General features: G+C 71.0%; 6 protein-coding genes. 3 read left to right on the plus strand and 3 right to left on the minus strand.

Annotated elements, in window-relative coordinates:
* Positions 1-218: 218 nt before the first annotated feature.
* The 3 genes from ABZ318_RS00305 to ABZ318_RS00315 all read left to right on the plus strand — a co-directional run bounded on the left by ABZ318_RS00305 (position 219) and on the right by ABZ318_RS00315 (position 2,509).
* Positions 219-680: an XRE family transcriptional regulator gene (locus tag ABZ318_RS00305; RefSeq protein ID WP_356900234.1), complete on the plus strand. Its 462-nt coding sequence runs from the start codon at positions 219-221 to the stop codon at positions 678-680.
* A 164-nt stretch (positions 681-844) separates the two neighbouring features.
* Positions 845-1,336: a toxin gene (locus tag ABZ318_RS00310; protein ID WP_356900235.1), complete on the plus strand. Its 492-nt coding sequence runs from the start codon at positions 845-847 to the stop codon at positions 1,334-1,336.
* Positions 1,337-2,509 (plus strand): MAB_1171c family putative transporter, encoded by a 1,173-nt coding sequence (locus tag ABZ318_RS00315; protein WP_356900236.1) that lies wholly within the window; start codon positions 1,337-1,339, stop codon positions 2,507-2,509.
* 38 nt (positions 2,510-2,547) lie between these two features.
* On the opposite strand, the gene ABZ318_RS00320 is transcribed toward ABZ318_RS00315, so the two are convergent.
* The 3 genes from ABZ318_RS00320 to ABZ318_RS00330 form a co-directional block, all read right to left on the minus strand.
* Positions 2,548-3,762, minus strand: coding sequence for an MFS transporter (locus ABZ318_RS00320; RefSeq protein ID WP_356900237.1), 1,215 nt, complete (start codon positions 3,760-3,762; stop codon positions 2,548-2,550).
* A 97-nt stretch (positions 3,763-3,859) separates the two neighbouring features.
* Positions 3,860-4,840, minus strand: coding sequence for a TauD/TfdA family dioxygenase (locus ABZ318_RS00325; protein ID WP_356900238.1), 981 nt, complete (start codon positions 4,838-4,840; stop codon positions 3,860-3,862).
* Positions 4,841-4,856: 16 nt separating this feature from the next.
* On the minus strand, positions 4,857-17,210 hold the full coding sequence (locus ABZ318_RS00330) for an amino acid adenylation domain-containing protein (protein ID WP_356900239.1): 12,354 nt from the start codon (positions 17,208-17,210) through the stop codon (positions 4,857-4,859).
* Positions 17,211-17,292: the final 82 nt, after the last annotated feature.

Here is a 17,292-nt window from a genome sequence, read left to right on the forward strand (position 1 = left end):
CCGAAAAAAGCTTCGGCAAGACGCCCGGCCTGCGGATACGGTAGTTGGCCGGGATGCCTGACAGCCGGCCCATTCACATGAGTTGATGACTGACCTGAATCTATCCTGCCGATGGGCATGCGGGAGGGCACCTTTCGGCCAACTGATCACTCGCCGTTAACCCGTTGGGTAGAGTTCCCGACGCAAGGACTTCGGCGGTTCGGAAGGAGCACAGCCGGATGAGCGACGAGACCGCTGCTGATCACCACGCTGTCGGCCAGGTGCGCACCCTCGCCGAGAAGCTGGACCACCTGTTCCGCGCCCGCCCGAACGGCCGCTCGCCCTCCCACGACGAGGTCGCGACATCGATCAACATCACAGCCGGCGAGAAGACCATCAGCGCGACCTACATCTGGCAGTTGCGCACCGGACGGAAGATCAATCCCACCAAGAAGCACCTGGAGGCGCTGGCGCGCTACTTCGGTGTGCAGCCCGCCTATTTCCTCGACGACGTCCACGCGGAGCGCGTCGACGAGCAGCTGGCCCTCCTCGATGCGCTCAAGGAGGCGGATGTGCGGAGCCTGGCTCTGCGCGCCAGCGGTCTTTCGCAGTCGAGCCGGCAGAGCATCGCCAACCTGATCAACCAGTTGCGTGATGTGGAGGGCTTGGGGGCCGGCGACGACGGATCGCCGCAGGTGTGACGCGACGGCGTGAACCCGTCGGCCCGGAAGGAACTCGGAGGAAGTACGTGTTCATGTGGGGGATGGGCGTACTGGCGGCGCGCTGTCGGGACGGAGGGGAACACCAGGCGTCCATCACCGATCCGAGAGCGGAGTTCCGGCGCTTACGACAACGCTGCCGCAAAGTGATCAACGATCTCGGCATCCCCCGAGGCTCGGGGATCGAGGAGCTGTGCGCCGAGGTGAGCCGTCGCACAGGACGCCCCATCCGCCTGGCACCCGTGGAACTGGAGAGCTCCTCCCTGCACGGCCTGTGGATCGCCACCTCGGCGGCGGACCTGATCGTCTACCAGGCGAACACCAGCAGGGCACACCAGGAACACATCATCGCGCACGAGCTGTCCCACATCCTGTGCGAACACGGTCGGGCCGCGGGACAGAAGTACGGCATACCGCTGGAGCTCTTCCCCGACCTCTCCCCCGACCTCGTCCAAGGGGTCCTCCAGCGCTCCGGCTACTGCGAGCGGGACGAACAGGAGGCGGAACTCATGGCCTCGCTCCTGCTGACCCGAGCTCGCAGGCGGGCACGGGGCAGTCATCCGCCCCTCGCTCCCGAAGCAGCGGCCGTCCTGGCCCGGGTGGAGAACACCGTCGGACACCCCCGTACGGTCGCCTGAGTGGGCGCGGTCAACACCTTCCTGGTCCATCTGTGCGCCGGAGCGGGGCTGGCGGCGTTCCTCTACCGCCTGCCCGAGCTCGTACGCAGGTGGGTCGACCCCACCCTCCGTGCGCTCGGGGTCTACTTCCTGGCCACGGGACTCTGCTTCCTGGTGAACGTCGCCTGGATGCGTTCGGCCATCGCCGACCTCCTGGGCTACCCCGAGATCACGACGGTCATGACGCACGCCGCGGTGGTGGTCTTCTCGGCGGCCCAGCAAGTGGTCCTCATCCACTGGTCCCGGCCGCCGGAGGAGGCGGGGCCGAGCGCGAGACGACGCATCCTCGCCTTCCAGTCCGTCCTCCTCGTCCTGGTGTGCATGTACTTCCTGGTAGACCTCCACCAGCTGCGCGTCTCGGCCGACGGGACGCTCCTCCATGGCATGCGAGAAGTCGAGAACGCCGCCTACATGCTCCTCTACCTCGCCGTGTGCGCCGGCGGGCAGGTGGACGTCCTGCGCACGTGCCGCCGCTACGCGGGCATCGCCCACTCCCGCGCCCTGCGCATGGGGCTGGTGGCCGTCGGGGTGGGCGCCGCGTCCCTCCTGAGCTACTGCGCGATCCGGGGCTTCCAGGTCGTCGGCACCCAACTCGGCTGGGACATGAGCCCGTTGGAGCCCTTCTACTGGACCTTCGCGTGCGTCGGGTCCCTCCTGGAGCTGTTCGGCCTGACGGTCCCCTCCTGGGGGCCGGCGACCAGGTTGTGGTGGGCCAACTACCGTTCGTACCTGCGCCTTTATCCGTTGTGGCGCGCGATCTACCTGGAGATCCCCACGGTCGCCCTGGAACCGCCTCCCCCGACGGGGCTGCGGTGGATGCCGCCGGTGAGACTCGAGTACAAGCTCTACCGACGCGTCATAGAGATACTCGACGGCTGCGTCGAGCTCCGCCCCTACCTGACGGATCGTTTCTGCGGGCCCCGGGGACCCGCCGTCACCGAGGACTCGCCCGTGGACGAGGCGCTCCACCTCCACCGCGCCCTCCACGAGAGAGCCACGGGGGCGCCGATCAGACTCCCCCGCGACGACGGCTCGCCCCTCCTGACGGTCAACCGGGAGGCCGCCTTCGCGGAGGAAGTGGCCTGGCTGGTCCAGGTGTCGACGGCGTTCGCCCGGGTGCGCCGTATTCCCTGAATACCGGTGCGTCGCGGGGGCGGGGCACCGGAACGTTCCTACGTCTGCACCAGGCCGGACGATTCGGGGTCCTTCTCCCCCTCTCCGTCGGCCCCGACGGCGCCGTGCGGAGGTTTCCGCATGACGGGGCTGAGTACGGCGGAGAGCGCGGTGACGACGAGAACCGCCGCGCACGCGAGGAGGCTCGGCGCTCGTCCGGCCAGGTCGTAGGCGACCCCGCCCACCAGGGGCGCGGCCGCGGCGCTGCTCCCGGCCACCTGGGACACGCTCATCACCCGGCCCCGGTGGCTGTCCGGCGTCAGGAGCAACTGGTGCGTGGTGAAGTACGCGCTGGCCGTGGGAGCGGCGAACGCGGCCACCCCGAGAAGCACCCCGGGAGTGAACCGACCCGGCAGCAGGGCGATTCCGCACGTGAGGACGCCGAACAGCCACAGCACGACGAAGACGGGGCGCGAGCCGGTCAGGAGGCGCAGGAGCTTCGGCGACACGAGCGCGCCGAGCAGTCCGCCCACACCGAGGAGGGCGGCCATCAGGCCGATGAGACCCGAGTCCATGCCGCTCTGCTTCGCCGACGCGATGACGATGAAGTAGACCGTTCCATAGGCGAAGTTGGCGATGGTCGCGTACATGAGGCCGAGGCGGAGAAACGGTTGCCCGGCGATCCAGCGGACCCCTTCCCACAGCTCCTGTCCCGCCTTCCCCCGAGGCCGCTCCCGGGAAACGGGCGGCCGCGGCCTGAGGAACAGGAGCGTCACCAGGCCGACGGCGTGCATCACGGCTCCCAGCGCGAAGGGAAGGGCGTTCCGCAGGGACTGCAGGAAGCCGCCGGCCGAGGTGCCCAGGAGCTGTCCGGCGTAGGTGCGTGCCGCGTTCGCGGCCACCGCGCCCGACAGCTCCTCCTTCGGCACCAGGGAGGGGACCACCGCCGACGCCGTGGTGAAGAGCAGCGCCGTGAGGGCGCCGTTCGCCACGGCGAAAGCCACCAGGACGCCGAAGGAGGCCGCTCCCGCCCACAGAGCCGCTGACGCCCCGGCGAAGACGAGCACCAGGCCGGCCTGGCTCCACAGCATCACGGCGCGCCGGTCGTACCGGTCCGCGACGGCGCCGGCCGGCAGCCCGGCCAGCACCATCGTCACGGCGTCCACGAACCCGATGAAACCGGCCTGCGACGGCGATCCCGTCACCGTCAGGACGATCAGCGGCAGAGCGAGCAGCGACGTGCTGTAGGCGAACTCGCTGAACGTCTGGCCCACCCACAAGAGGGTGAAGTCTCGCTTTCCGGCGAGCGGGCGGGTCACAGCGGCTCTTCTCCTTCGGCAGTGGGTGACAGGTGGGGGCGGTTCGCCCTGATCAGCCGAGGATCCTCGACCGCGAACGCGTGTGCACATAGGTGCGCCGCAGGTCCCGCACCATGCTGGTGCGCTTCAGCCACCTGTCCGTGCCGTCGTAGCGGGGCGTGAACAGGTCCCGGCCGTGCACCACCTGGTAGTTGTCCAGGAAGACCGCCTCGCCCGGGCTGAGCACGACGCGCTCGGCGGATTCCGCCAGCTTCTCCGCGCATTGCCGCATCGCCGCGCCGGCCTCCCGGTCCCCGGGGACGGGGCTGGTGAAGTCCTCGTCCATGCGGAGGTAGGGGGTGTCCAGGGGACCGAAGAGCACCGAGGCGGTCTCGTGCTCACGCTCCTCCCTCGCCACCGGGCGCCCGTCCGCGTACCGCGGTGCCGTCTCGTGCGAGTCGTCGGGGAAGAAGCGGAACCGGTCCTGCTGGAGCACCTCCCGCACCGCGTCCGGGAGGGCCGACGCGTCGAGGCCGGCCACCGTGGTTCCCACCTGGTCCGGGTTGCGCAGGCACAGCAGTGCCACGTAGTCACCGCGGCAGGCGTGGAACACGTCCTCCGTGTGCAGGGCGAGCTGGGTCTTGCTGCTGGCACTGGTGAGAGAGTTCTCCTTCCCCTTGGCCGGGCACACGTCGTGGACGAGCCGGCCGTTCTGCTGGTTCGCCCAGCCGAAGGGGTCGCCGAGGACCGAGGCGAGCAGCAGGAGGACCACCTCCTCCCGGATCGCCGCTCCCTCCTTCTCGGCGATCTCCCAGCCGGGTGGGGTGGCGACGAGGTCATCGCTGAGCGGCAGGTTCGCCACCGAGATGACGGGGGCCTCGGCCGAGCGGCCGGCGACCAGAGCCTTCCTCAGGCCGGGCGGAAGCTCCTCGGCCCAGGTGCGGACCTCGTCGACGTCCCGCAGGGGGTCCCAGGTCTGGCGGGTGGCGAGGAACCGGTCGGCGAGATCGCCGACATCGGCCGACTCCGCCGGGGTCAGGGTGTAGCGAGCCACTGGAACATTCGTCCTTTCAGTCACGGAGGGCCTGCGCGATGACCTGTCGCAGGCCCAGGAGGAATTCCTGCGCCAAACGCTCGACGGTGGAGGTGTGGTGGTTCGCAGCGGAGTGGATCCAGTCGACGCGCAGCTCGCCGTCGGTGACGGCCGCCACGATGTCGATCAGGTGGGGCCGGGGCTGGTCCGGGTGCCGGTCACGGCCCAGGCCGTCCAGCTCGCGGCGGACGAGACCGCTCTCGGAACCCGAGGGGTCCCACTGGCCGAGGTAGTTGAAGCTGATCCGCGGAAGCTCCTGGTCCGCCAGAACGCGCCCCGGTCCCTCCGCCGGGGACAGGTAGCGCAGCGCGCCGTACCCGAGGCCGCGGCCCGGGATCGACCGCAACTGCCGCCTGGTCCCGCGGAGGGCGGTGGCCCAGTCCCCGTCGGGCACGTCGAGGATGACGGGGTGGATCGTGGTGAACCAGCCGACGGTGCGGGTCAGGTCGATGCCCTCGAAGAGCTCCTCCCTGCCGTGCCCTTCGAGGGCCACCGCCACCGGACCACCCGCCCAGGAGCCGAGCGTCCGCCCCAGGGCCGCGAGCAGAACGTCGTTGATCTGGGTCCGGAACACCCCGGGGACCCGCTTGAGCAGGGCTTCGGTCTCCTCGCTCCCCAGGCGGACCGAGACCGTCTCCGCGCTGCCGGCCGTGTGCGGTGCCGTGCCGTCCCGGGGGATGGCGCGATGTCCGGAGACGCCCTTCCAGTAGTCCACTTCGTCGTCGAGACCACCGGAGCGGACGTGGTCGGCCAGGCGCTGGGCCCAGTCCTGGTAGCTGCTGGTGCGGAGGCCCGCGTCGACGGGTCCGCCCTGGGCGAGCTGCTCGTACACGGCGCTCAGGTCCTCCAGGAGGATGCGCCACGACACTCCGTCCGTCACCAGGTGGTGGACGGCCAGGAACAGCTGCGGCGGCCGACCCCCGCCCCAGTGGAAGAGGACGCCCTTGACCATCGTGCCCGCGGCCAGGTCGAGTGCCTGCTGCGCCTCCAGTGCCGCCTCGGAGAGCGCGGCGTCCTGTCGCGCGGGATCCACGCCGGTGAGGTCGCGCACCGTGAGCAGGTCTTCCGGGCTGTCCCCGTACTCCTGGCTCCACCCGTCCGGGGTGAAGGTGTAGCGCATCCGCAGGGCGTCGTGCCGGGCGACCACCTCGGCGAGGGCCCTGGCGAGGATCCCGCTGTCGGTTCCGGGGGCCAGTTCGAGCCGTAGGGACATGGCGTGGTGATCGGGGGCGATCGGGTGCTCGGCGAAGAACCACTTCTGGATCGGGGTGAGTTCGACCGCTCCTCGCACCTCCTCTGCCGGCCGTCCGGTCATGGGGTCCTCCGCCGGAGCCTTCTCCAGCGTCTCGGCCAGACCCGCGATCGTCTGGTGCAGGAACAGGGGCTTGGACGTCATGGGGAGTCCGGCCTGCCGGACGCGCGAAGTGAGCTGGATCGAGAGGATCGAGTCTCCGCCGAGGTCGAAGAAGTTGTCGTGGACGCCCACGTCCCCGACGCCCAGGACCTCGGTCCAGATCTCCGCCAGGAGCTTCTCCGTCCCTGTCCGGGGGGCGACGTGGTCGGTGCCCGTCGCCTCCACCGTCCGCGGGGAGGGCAGGGCGCGCCGGTCGACCTTGCCGGTCGGCGAGAGCGGAAGCCGGTCCAGCGTGACGAAGACCGCGGGGATCATGTGCTCCGGCAGCCAGGCGGAGAGGTGCTCTCGTACCACCGCCGTCTGCAGTTCCCGATCGGTCACGAGGTGGGCGACCAGCCGGCGGTGGCCGTCGTCCTCCTGGTGGGCGACCACGACCGCCTCACGGATGTCGACGTGACGCAACAGCGCCGCCTCGATCTCGCCCAGCTCAATGCGGAAGCCGCGGATCTTGACCTGGTCGTCCACCCTGCCCAGGTATTCCAGGGTGCCGTCCGCTCGCCACCGGGCGATGTCGCCGGAGCGGTACATGCGCTCGCCCGCCGCGCCGAAGGGGTTGGACGGATAGCGTGCGGCGGTCAGCTCCGGCTCGTTCAGATAGCCGCGGGCGAGCCCGGCACCCGCCACGTGGATCTCGCCGGGCACACCGATGGGCACCGGCCTGCCCGCCGCGTCGAGCAGCAGCACCCGGTAGCTCGGCAGGGGCCGGCCCATCGGGATCCGTCGCCCTGCGGCCAGATGCCCGGGAAGGATCTCCTGGTAGGTCACGTGGACGGTGGTCTCGGTGATGCCGTACATGTTCATCAGCCGGGTGCCGGTGGACCCGAAGCGGTCGAACCAGGGAGCGAGGTGCTTGGCCTCCAGCGCCTCGCCGCCGAAGACCACCCAGCGCAGTGCGGGAAGCGCTTCGCCGGCCGACGACACCAGCTCGCGGAACGCCGTGGGGGTCTGGCTGAGGATCGTGACGCCCTCGTCGCGCAGCAGGGCCCACATCGCCTCGGGATCGCGTGCCACGTCCTGCGGGACGATGACCGCACGGCCCCCGGTGAGCAGGGCTCCCCACAGTTCCCAGACCGAGAAGTCGAACGCGTACGAGTGGAAGACCGTCCACGCGTCCCGCTCGTCGAACCGGTACAGATCCGAGCAGTTCGCCAGCAGGTTGAGCACGGAGCGGTGTTCCACGGCCACGCCCTTGGGACGACCGGTGGACCCGGAGGTGTAGATCACGTAGGCGAGGTCCGTGCTGTCGACCGTCACCTCCGGCGCGTGGGTGGGAAGGCCGGCGAGAGCGGCCCGGTCGTGCTCCAGGTCCACCACCACGGCTTCGGCCGAGGGGAGCCGCCCCTCGTCACCCCGGTGGGTGACCAGCACCTTCACCCCGGAGTCGCGCACCATGTGCCGCAGCCGGTCCGCGGGATAGGCCGGGTCCAGCGGCACGTAGGCGGAGCCGGACTTGAGGATGCCGAGGAGACCGACCACGAGCTGCGCCCCCCGCTCGGCGGAGAGCCCGACGAGGACGCCGGGTCCTGCGCCCAGGGCGATCAGGTGGTGGGCGAGCTGGTTGGCCCGCTCGTCCAGTTCCCGGTATGTCAGCGTGACGTCGCCGTGCACGACCGCGACGGAGTCCGGCGTCGCGGCGGCCCGAGCGGCGATCAGGTCGTGGAGGGTCCCGTCGGGAGCGGGGACATCGCCCGTCCGGTTCCACAGGTGGACGACCTTCTCGAACTCGTCGTCCGGGAGCAGCGGAAGCCTGGAGACGGCCCGTTCCGGATCCACCACGGCGACTTCCAGCAGCGTCCGCAGGTGCTCGGCGAACCGGGCGATCGTCTCCGCGTCGAACAGACCGGTGCTGTACTCCACGAGGGCCCGTACTCCGCCCTCGTGCTCCTCGAACTCGAGGGTGAGGTCGTACAGGGCCGCCTCGCGCGGCAGGTCCACGACCGACGCGCGCAGGCCGGGAAGCTCCGGTTCGGAGCCGAGCAGGTCCTGCATGACGACCATGACCTGGAACAGCGGGGTGCGGCTGGTGTCACGCTCGCGCCGGACCGCCTCCACCACCTGCTCGAACGGCACCTCCTCATGGGCGAAGGCGTCGAGGACCGTCGTCCGCATCCGGCCGAGGAGCTCGTTGAACGACACGTCGGGATCGATGTGCGAACGCAGTACCACCGTGTTCACCAGGAAGCCCACCAGACGTTCCAGGCCGGCGTGGCCGCGACCCGCGGTGGCCGTTCCCACGGCGATGTCCTGCTGCCCTGAGTAGGCGGCGAAGACCGTCTTGACCGCCGCGGTCAGGGCCATGAACAGCGTCGCCTCCTGCGCGCGGGCCACCTCCTTGATCCGCGCGACCAGTGATCCGGGCAGCTCGAAGCGGTACGCCGCCCCGTCGGTGGACCGTACCGGCGGGCGCGGGCGGTCCAGGGGCAGTTCCAGCGGAGCGACGTCCCGCAGCTGCTCCCGCCACCAGTCGAGCTGTTCGGCCAGGAGGCCGCCGTCCTCGAAGCGGTCACGCTGCCAGACGGCGAAGTCCGCGTACTGGACGGGGACCTCGGGCAGCTCCGCGGCTGTGCCCCGGACGCGGCCGGCGTACAGTGCGCCGAGCTCCTCGGTGATGATCCCGGTCGACCAGCCGTCCGTCACGATGTGGTGGGTGGCGAGGGCCAGGACGTGCTCCTCGGGGGCACACCGCGCGAGCAGCACCCGGAGCAGCGGCCCGTTCTCGAGGTCGAACGGTCGACCGGCCTCCGCCCTGATCAGCTCCCGGAGCCGCTCCTCCCGCTCGTCGGCGGGCGCCTCGGACAGGTCGGCGTCCTTCCAGTGCGGCTCCAGGAGCGGGTGGACGATCTGCACTCCCCTGCCGTCGACGACGTCGAAGGTCGTGCGGAACGACTCGTGCCGTGCGACGAGGTCGCCCACGGCGCCGCGCAGGGCGACGGGGTCGAGCCGACCCGACAGCCTGATGGCGGCCGAGGAGTGGTACTCCGTGCTGTCCGCGTTGAAGTCCTGGAGGAACCACAACCGCTGCTGCCCGAAGGACATCGGCAGTTCACGGTCCCGCGACGCCTTGGGGATCGTGAGCTCCGTCGTCTCGGGAACCAGGAGTCCGGCCAGCTCCGCAATGGTCGGCGCGTCGAAGAGCAGCCGGGGCGACACCTGAACACCCAGCGCCTTGTGGGTGCGGGACACGACCAGGATGGACAGGATGGAGTTGCCGCCCAGTTCGAAGAAGTCGTCGTGGATGCCGACGCGCTCCACCCGCAGCGCTTCGGCCCAGATCGCGGCGAGGGTCCTCTCGGTCTCGCTGCGCGGGGCGACGTAGGAGGAGCTCAGCTGCTCCTCCACGGCTTCGGGCCGCGGCAGCGCCTTCGTGTCGATCTTGCTGTTCGGTGACAGGGGCATGCGCTCCAGAGGGACGAACGCCTCCGGCAGCATGTACTCCGGCAGGGACCTGGCCAGCGCGGAGCGCAGTTCCCCACTGGTCAGAACGCGCTCGGAGGTGTAGTACGCGACCAGTCGGCGCTCGCCGGGAACGTCCTCGCGGGCCACCACCGCGACCTGCCGCACTTCCGGCAACCGGTCCAGAGCGGACTCGATGTCGCCGAGCTCGATCCGGAAACCGCGGATCTTCACCTGCCGGTCCGTACGGCCGATGAAGTCGAGCCGGCCGTCCGGCCGCCGCCGCACCAGATCGCCCGTGCGGTACATCCGCTCCCCCGGCGCCCCGAAGGGACAGGCGACGAAGCGTTCCGCGGTCAGTCCGGGGCGGCGGAGGTACCCCTGGGCCAGGACGGGCCCTGCCGCGTACAGCTCGCCGGCCACGCCCACGGGCACCGGCCTCAGTTCGGGGTCCAGGACGAACAGCGAGGCGTTGGCGATCGGGCCGCCGATGGGAACGGTCTCGTCCCCGCCGGCGTCCACCTCGTGGTCCGCCACGGTGATCTGGATCGTCGCCTCGGTCGGACCGTACTTGTTCACCAGGGGCACGTTCCACGCCGACCGGACCTCGTCCGCCAGCGACTTCGGCAGCGGTTCGCCGCCGACGAAGATCCGCCTGAGCGCGTGGGGCCTCCGCTCCAGCGGCACCGCGCCCAGGAGGGACGGGACGAACTGCGCGATCGTGATGCCGTGCCGGTCCATGACGTCCACCAGGTGGGCCGGGTCCTTCGACGCGTCCGAGGAGACGACGTGGGCCGTCGCCCCCGAGAGGACCGACAGCATCAGTTCCCACACGGACACGTCGAAACTGATGGAGGTCCGCAGAAGGATTTTGTCGCTGGGCTCCACGGGGTAGGTCTGTTCCAGCCACGGCATCAGGTTGGCCACGCAGGCATGGGTCACCGCGACGCCCTTGGGCAGCCCGGTGGAGCCGGAGGTGTAGATCACGTAGGCCAGGTCGTCGCCGTCGGGGGCGACATCGGGTTGCCAGGTCGGCCGGCCGGCGATCGTCGGCCAGTCACCGTCCAGTTCCACTTCCCGCGCCGCGGAAACCGGCAGCCGGTCCCGCAGGGCACGCTGGGTGACCAGTACCTGCGCCTCGGAGTGGCTCAGCATGTAGGCGAGCCGCTCCGTCGGGTAGGCGGGGTCGAGCGGCACGTAGGCGGCACCGGACTTGAGGATGCCCAGCGTTCCGATGATCATGTCGAAGCCGCGCTCGACGGCGAGGCCCACGAGGCGGCCCGGCCCCGCTCCGAGGGAGACGAGGTGATGGGCCAGCTGGTTCGCCCGCTCGTTCACCTCCCGGTACGTCAGGGACCGCCCTTCGAACTCGACGGCGACGGCGTCCGGGGTCCGCTCCGCCCACCGGGCGAACCGGACGTGGGCGAACTCCCCCGCCCCCGGCACGCGGCCCGCCGTGTTCCAGCCGTGGACCTCCTGCTCGATCTCGGCGTCCGTCAGCATCGGGATCCGGTCGACCGTGGTGTGCGGATCCGCGACGATGCCCGCGATCAGTGCCTCGAAGTGAACCGCCAGGCGGTCGATGGTGGACTCGTCGAACAGCTCCGGGTCGTAGGCGAGCGAGTAGTCGAGGGTGTCGTCCGCGAAAGCCCGGAGGACCAGCGGGAAGTTCGTCACCTCCAGGCCCTCCAGGGCCTCGAGCCGGAGCTCCCCCGTGCTCTCCCGTCCCTTGTCCATCGGGAAGTTCTCGAATGTGAGCAGGGAGTCGAAGAGGTCGCGGCTGCCTTCGACACCGGTCCAGTTGCGGATCGCCGACAGGGGGACGTACTCGTACTGCCGTGCCTCGGCCTGGGCCCGCTGCACCTGTTCCAGCCACGCCGGGACCGGGCCCCCGCTGTCGATCCTGATCCGCACGGGCTGGGTGTTGAGCATCATGCCCACCATGGAGTCCACGCCCGGCAGATCGGCCGGCCGGCCCGAGACCGTCGCGCCGAACACCACGTCGCGATCGCCCGAGTACCGCGAGAGGAGCAGCGCCCAGGCTCCCTGCACCACCGAGTTCACCGTGACCCGGTGCTGCCGCGCATAGGCGAACAGCTGCTGCGAGGCCGCCGGGGACAGGCCCTTGACCAGGCGGGCGGAGGAGCGTGCCCGGTGCGACGAGGAGGGCCGCCGGTCGTACGGCAGCGGCGTCGGCTCGGAGAACCCCTCCAGCAGCGCCTTCCAGTACGTCTCGGCCTGCGCGAGGTCCTGGGCCTCCAGCCATGCGACGTAGTCGCGGAACGGGCGTCGTGAGGGCAGGTCAGGGGCCTCGCCCGCCGCCAGCGACTCATAGGCCGTGAACAGCGCGGCAAGGAGCTGGGAGGCGCTCCAGCCGTCCAGCAGCACGTGATGGGAGGTGCGCACGACGCGGACCGCGCTGTCGGACGTGCGTATCAGCGCCAGTCGCGTCAGCGGTGCCGCCGAGAGGTCCAGCCCCTCCGCACGGTCCTCGGCCAGGAACCGCCGGAGCGCGTGCTCCCGTTCCTCCTCCTCCATGTCCCGCCAGTCCAGGTGGCACACGGGCAGCGGGGCCTCCCGGTGGATCACCATGAGCGGCCGGGGCACCCGGTCCCAGAGGAGCGAGCCGCGCAGGATCTCCAGGTGGTCGTTGACCACCTGCCAGGCGCGGGCCAGCAGCTCCGGGTCGCGCACGCCCTCGAAGTCGAACAGCATCTGCTCGAAGTACGCGGGGTGCTCGGGGTTCGCCAGGGAGTGGAAGAGCATCCCGGCCTGGGACGGCGTCATCGGGTAGACGTCCTCGACCGTCCGCCCGGAGCCGACGATCCGGTCCACATCCGCCTGGACGAGTCCCGCGAGCGGGAAGTCCGAGGGAGTGGCCCCGCCGGCCCCGTCCCGCGCGCAGTGGTCGATCAGTTCGCGCAGCGCGGTGATGAACTCCGCGGCCACCCGCTCGACGGTGGCGGGGTCGAAGATCCCGTCGGAGAAGGTCCAGTGGACGCCCAGCCGGCCGTCGTCGACCAGGCTGACGACGTCCAGCAGGTAGGGACGCGCCTGGGCGGAGGCGTGGTCGCGTCCGAGTCCCGGCAGGAGGTCGCGCAGCAGGCCGTCGGCCCGGGTGGTGCCCTGCCACTGGCCCATGTAGTTGAAGCTGATCTCCGGCAGCCTGTCGGAGCGCAACGCGTGACCCGGGGTACCGGGAAGGGACAGGAAGCGCAGCGCGTCGTAGCCGAGTCCGCGATGGGGCACGGCGCGCAGCTGTTCCTTGACCGCCTTGATCGTGCCGTCCCAGCCGCCGCGCTCCGGCAGGGTGAGCGCCACGGGGAAGTGGGAGGTGAACCAGCCGACTGTGCGGGTCAGGTCGACGTCGTCGAAGAGCTCCTCACGACCGTGGCCCTCCAGCCCGATCACGATGCGGTCCCGGCCGGTCCACTGCGCCAGAACACGGCCCAGCGCGCTCACCAGCAGGTCGTTGATCCGGGTCCGGTAGACGGGCGGGATCCGGTGGAGCAGCGCCTCGGTCTCCTGCGCGCCCAGCCACACCTCCACGGTCCGCTCGTGCGCCGTCAGGTTCTCCCCGTCGCGGTCCCGGGGCAGGGCCGGCGCGTCGCCCGGTCGTACGGCTGCCCAGTGGTCGATCTCGTGGTCGAGCCCACCGGACCGGACGAGATCGGTGAGACGCCGGGACCACAGCTGGAAACTGCTGCTTCTCGTCCCCAGGTCGGGGTTCCGTCCCGCGGCGATCTGCTCGTACACGGTGGCCAGGTCGGTGAGCGCGATGCGCCACGAGACGCCGTCCATGACCAGGTGGTGCACCGCGAGGAAGAGACGCGACGGCCGGTCCGCACCCAGCCGCAGGAGGACGCCCTTCACCAGCGCCCCGCTCTCCAGGTCGTGCGAGCGCTGCGCGTCCAGGGCCGCTTCGTGCAGGGCCCGCTCTTGTGCGGCGGGGTCCAGGGCCGACAGGTCACGCGTGTCGAGCAACCCGGCGGGAACGGTGGTGCCGTACTCCTGGGTCCATCCGTCGTCCGTCCGCCGGAACCGCATGCGCAGGGCGTCGTGGTGGGAGACCACGGCCCGGAGGGCGTCCTCCAACACGTCCGCGTCCGCGTCCGGGGCCAGCTCCAGCTGGATCGACATCGCGTAGTGATCCGGCTCCTCGGGGTGCGCGTCGAAGAACCACCACTGGATCGGGGTGAGTCCGACGGCCCCCTCGGCCGGGCCTTCGGCGACCGCCCGCGGGGCGTCGGCGACCGGCTGCGCAGCCGCGGCGAGTTCGGCGACGGTCTGGTGCAGGAAGAGCATCTTCGACGTGAGGTCGATGCCTGCCTGACGCGCCTTCGAGACGACCTGGATGGAGAGGATCGAGTCGCCGCCGTGGTCGAAGAAGTTGTCGTGGATCCCGACCTGTTCGATCCCCAGGACCTCCTCCCACAGCTCGGCGAGGATCCGCTCGGTCCGGTTCCGTGGCCCGGTGTACTCCCCGTCAGGCCGGGCCCCGTCGGTCTCGGGCTCCGGCAGTGCCCGCCTGTCGACCTTTCCGCTGGGCGTCAGGGGGAGCGCGTCGAGCGTCATGAAGAGCGCCGGCACCATGTAGTCGGGCAGCAGGCCCTGGAGGTGGCGGCGCAGCTCCGCGACCGTCACCTCACGGTCGGCGACGAGGTGGGCCACGAGACGCTGCCGATCGGCGTGGTCGTGCCGGGCGGTGACGACCGCGTCGGCGACGGCCGGGTGCGTCAGCAGCGCCTTCTCGACCTCGCCGAGCTCGACGCGGAATCCGCGGATCTTGACCTGGTCGTCGGCCCGGCCGAGGAAGACCAGGTCGCCGCCGGCCAGGAGCCTGGCCCGGTCACCCGTCCGGTAGAGGCGGTCCGCGGGGTCGAAGGGGCTGGTGACGAACCGCTCGGCAGTGAGGTCGTCACGACCGTGGTAGCCCCGGCCGACGCCTTCGCCGCCGATGTAGATCTCGCCGGGAACGCCCACCGGGACGGGCCGCAGCGCGCTGTCGAGCACGTACACGCGGGTGCCCGGCAGAGGGCGCCCGACGGGAACGAACACTCCGTCGCGCAGCGTGTCGGGCGTGGGGACGAAGACGGTGGAGTCCACCGTCGCCTCGGTGCCCCCGTAGGCGTTGACGATCGTGGTGCCGTCCCCGGCCACGCGGAGCAGATCGTGGCAGTCCTCGACCCGCCACCCCTCGGACCCCACCGATATCAGCCGCAGCGGCGGGAACTCCCGCCCGCGCAGCTCCACTTCCCGTACGACGGCGGTCATCAAAGACGGCACGATCTCGATGCCGGTGGCACCCGTACGCTCGATGAGGTCCAGCAGGGCCGCCGGCTCCGTGGTCACCTCCCGGGAGGCGATGATCAGGGTGCCGCCGAAGGGGAGGGACCGGATGAGGTCCGCGAAGAAGAGGTCCACGGAGAGGCTGGAGACCGACAGGAAGCGCAGCCTCAGCTCGGAGAGGCCGTATCGCGCGTCCCAGGCGTTGCAGATGTGCCGCACGTTGCGGTGCTCGACCGCCACACCCTTCGGGACGCCGAGCGAGCCCGAGGTGTAGATGACGTAGGCCAGGTCCGACGGGGCGGTGGCGACCCCGGGGGCAGTGGCGGGCTGCCGCGCCAGGAGGTCCCGGTCCGTGTCCAGCGCGACGCTCGTGATGCCGGCCTCCGGGAGGAGGGACCGGACGCTCTCCTGCGTGACGACGAGCTCCGCGCCGGAGTCCTGGAGCATGTGGGTGAGGCGGTCGGAAGGGAACCCCGGGTCGAGGGGGACGTACGCCGCCCCTGCCTTCAGGATGCCGAGCAGTCCGACGGCCATCCCCACGCCTCGCTCCACGCAGAGCCCGACGAGGGTGCCGGGTGCGGCGCCCCGGGCCCTCAGGAGGTGCGCGAGCCGGTTGGCCTGCTCGTCGAGCTCGCGGTAGGTCAGCGTCCCGTTCTCATGGACCACCGCCGTCGCGTCGGGCGTCCGCGCGGCCTGCTCGGCGACGCGCTCGTGCACCGGCGTCGCCGGGCCGGGGGCGGAGCCCGCCGCGTTCCACTCCTCGACGATCTGCCGGTACTCCCCGTCCGTGAGCATCGGCAGCTCGGCCACCGACCGCGCGGGGTCCGCGACGGCCGCCGTCAGGAGGGCGACGACGTGGCCGCACAGACGCGCGACGGTCGCCGCGTCGAAGAGGGCGGTGCTGTACTCGGCCATGCCGAGCAGGGCACCGTCGCGTTCGGCGAAGTCCAGGGTGATGTCCCACTGCGCCGTCTCCCGGTCGAGCGGGTACTCCGTGATCTCGACACCGGGAAGGACGGCGGCGTCGGCCGGGGTGTTGTGCAGCACGATGCCCGCCTGCACGAGGGGTGTACGGCTGGTGTCCCGGTCCGGGCGCAGTGCCTCGACGAGCCGGTCGAACGGCACGTCCGCGTGGGCGAACGCGTCGAGCGCGTTCTCCTTGACCCGCTGGAGGAGCGCGTCGAACGACATGTCCGCGTCGACGTGCGTCCGGAGGACGACCGTGTTGACGAAGAACCCGACGAGCTGCTCCAGCTCCTTCCGTGCCCGTCCCGACGAGGAGGTGCCGAGCGCGATGTCCTCCTGGCCCGACCAGCGGGCCAGGACCGCCTTGACCGCCGCCGTCAGGACCATGAACAGGGAGGCGCCGCGTGCGCGCCCCAGCTCCTGGATTCCGGCGTGGACGGCCTGGGGGATCTCGAAGAAGTGGGCGGCGCCGGCCGAGGACCGGACCGTGCCGCGCGGCCGGTCGGTGGGCAGCTCCAGCGAGGCCAGGCCGTCCAGGCGCTCACGCCACCACTCGACCTGTCCGTCCAGCCGTCCGTCGTGCTCGACCTGTTCCCGTTGCCAGGCCGCGAAGTCCGGGTACCCCAGGGCGAGGTCGGGGAGACGGGCCTCGCGGTCCTCCGTCTGGGCGGCGTACAGCTCCCCCCATTCGCGGGCCACGATGCCCATCGACCAGCCGTCGGAGACCATGTGGTGCATCCCGAGGACGCACACGTGGTCCGTGGGCGACAGGGTCACGAGGAGGACGCGGACCAGCGGTCCGTTCCGGAGGTCGTACGGACGGTTCATCTCGCTCCGGACCAGGTCGCGGACCCGCTCCTCGCGCTCCGCCGACGGCAGGTCCGACACGTCGACGGCCGACCACTGCGGCGTCAGGTCCGGACGCAGCACCTGGACGCCCCGACCGTCCACCATGTCGAACGTCGTGTGCAGTGCCTCGTGGCGCGCCATCAGCTTCCCGGCGGCCGTGCGCAGCGCCTCGGCGTCCACGACGCCCGAGAGCCTGAGCGGCAGCGCCATGTGGAAGTCGGCGCCGCCCGGGGCGAAGTCCTCCATGAACCAGAGCCTGCGCTGCCCGTAGGACATGGGCAGCGTCTCGTCACGGGGACGGGCGGGAATCACCCCGCGGTCCGATGCGTCCTGTCGGCCCGCGAGGCGCTGGGCGAGCGCCTCGCGCATCGAAGCGGGCAGCGCGGCGATCCGGCTCTCCGGCCGAGAGGGCCTGTTCATGCGAACTCCTTGAGGACATGTCGCGGGCGCTGCGCCGTGGCGCACCCGCAGATGCGTGGGGAAGGGCGGCCCCCGCCGGGCG

Source organism: Streptomyces sp. NPDC006197, assembly GCF_040613865.1.
In the GTDB taxonomy this organism is placed as follows: Bacteria; Actinomycetota; Actinomycetes; order Streptomycetales; family Streptomycetaceae; genus Streptomyces.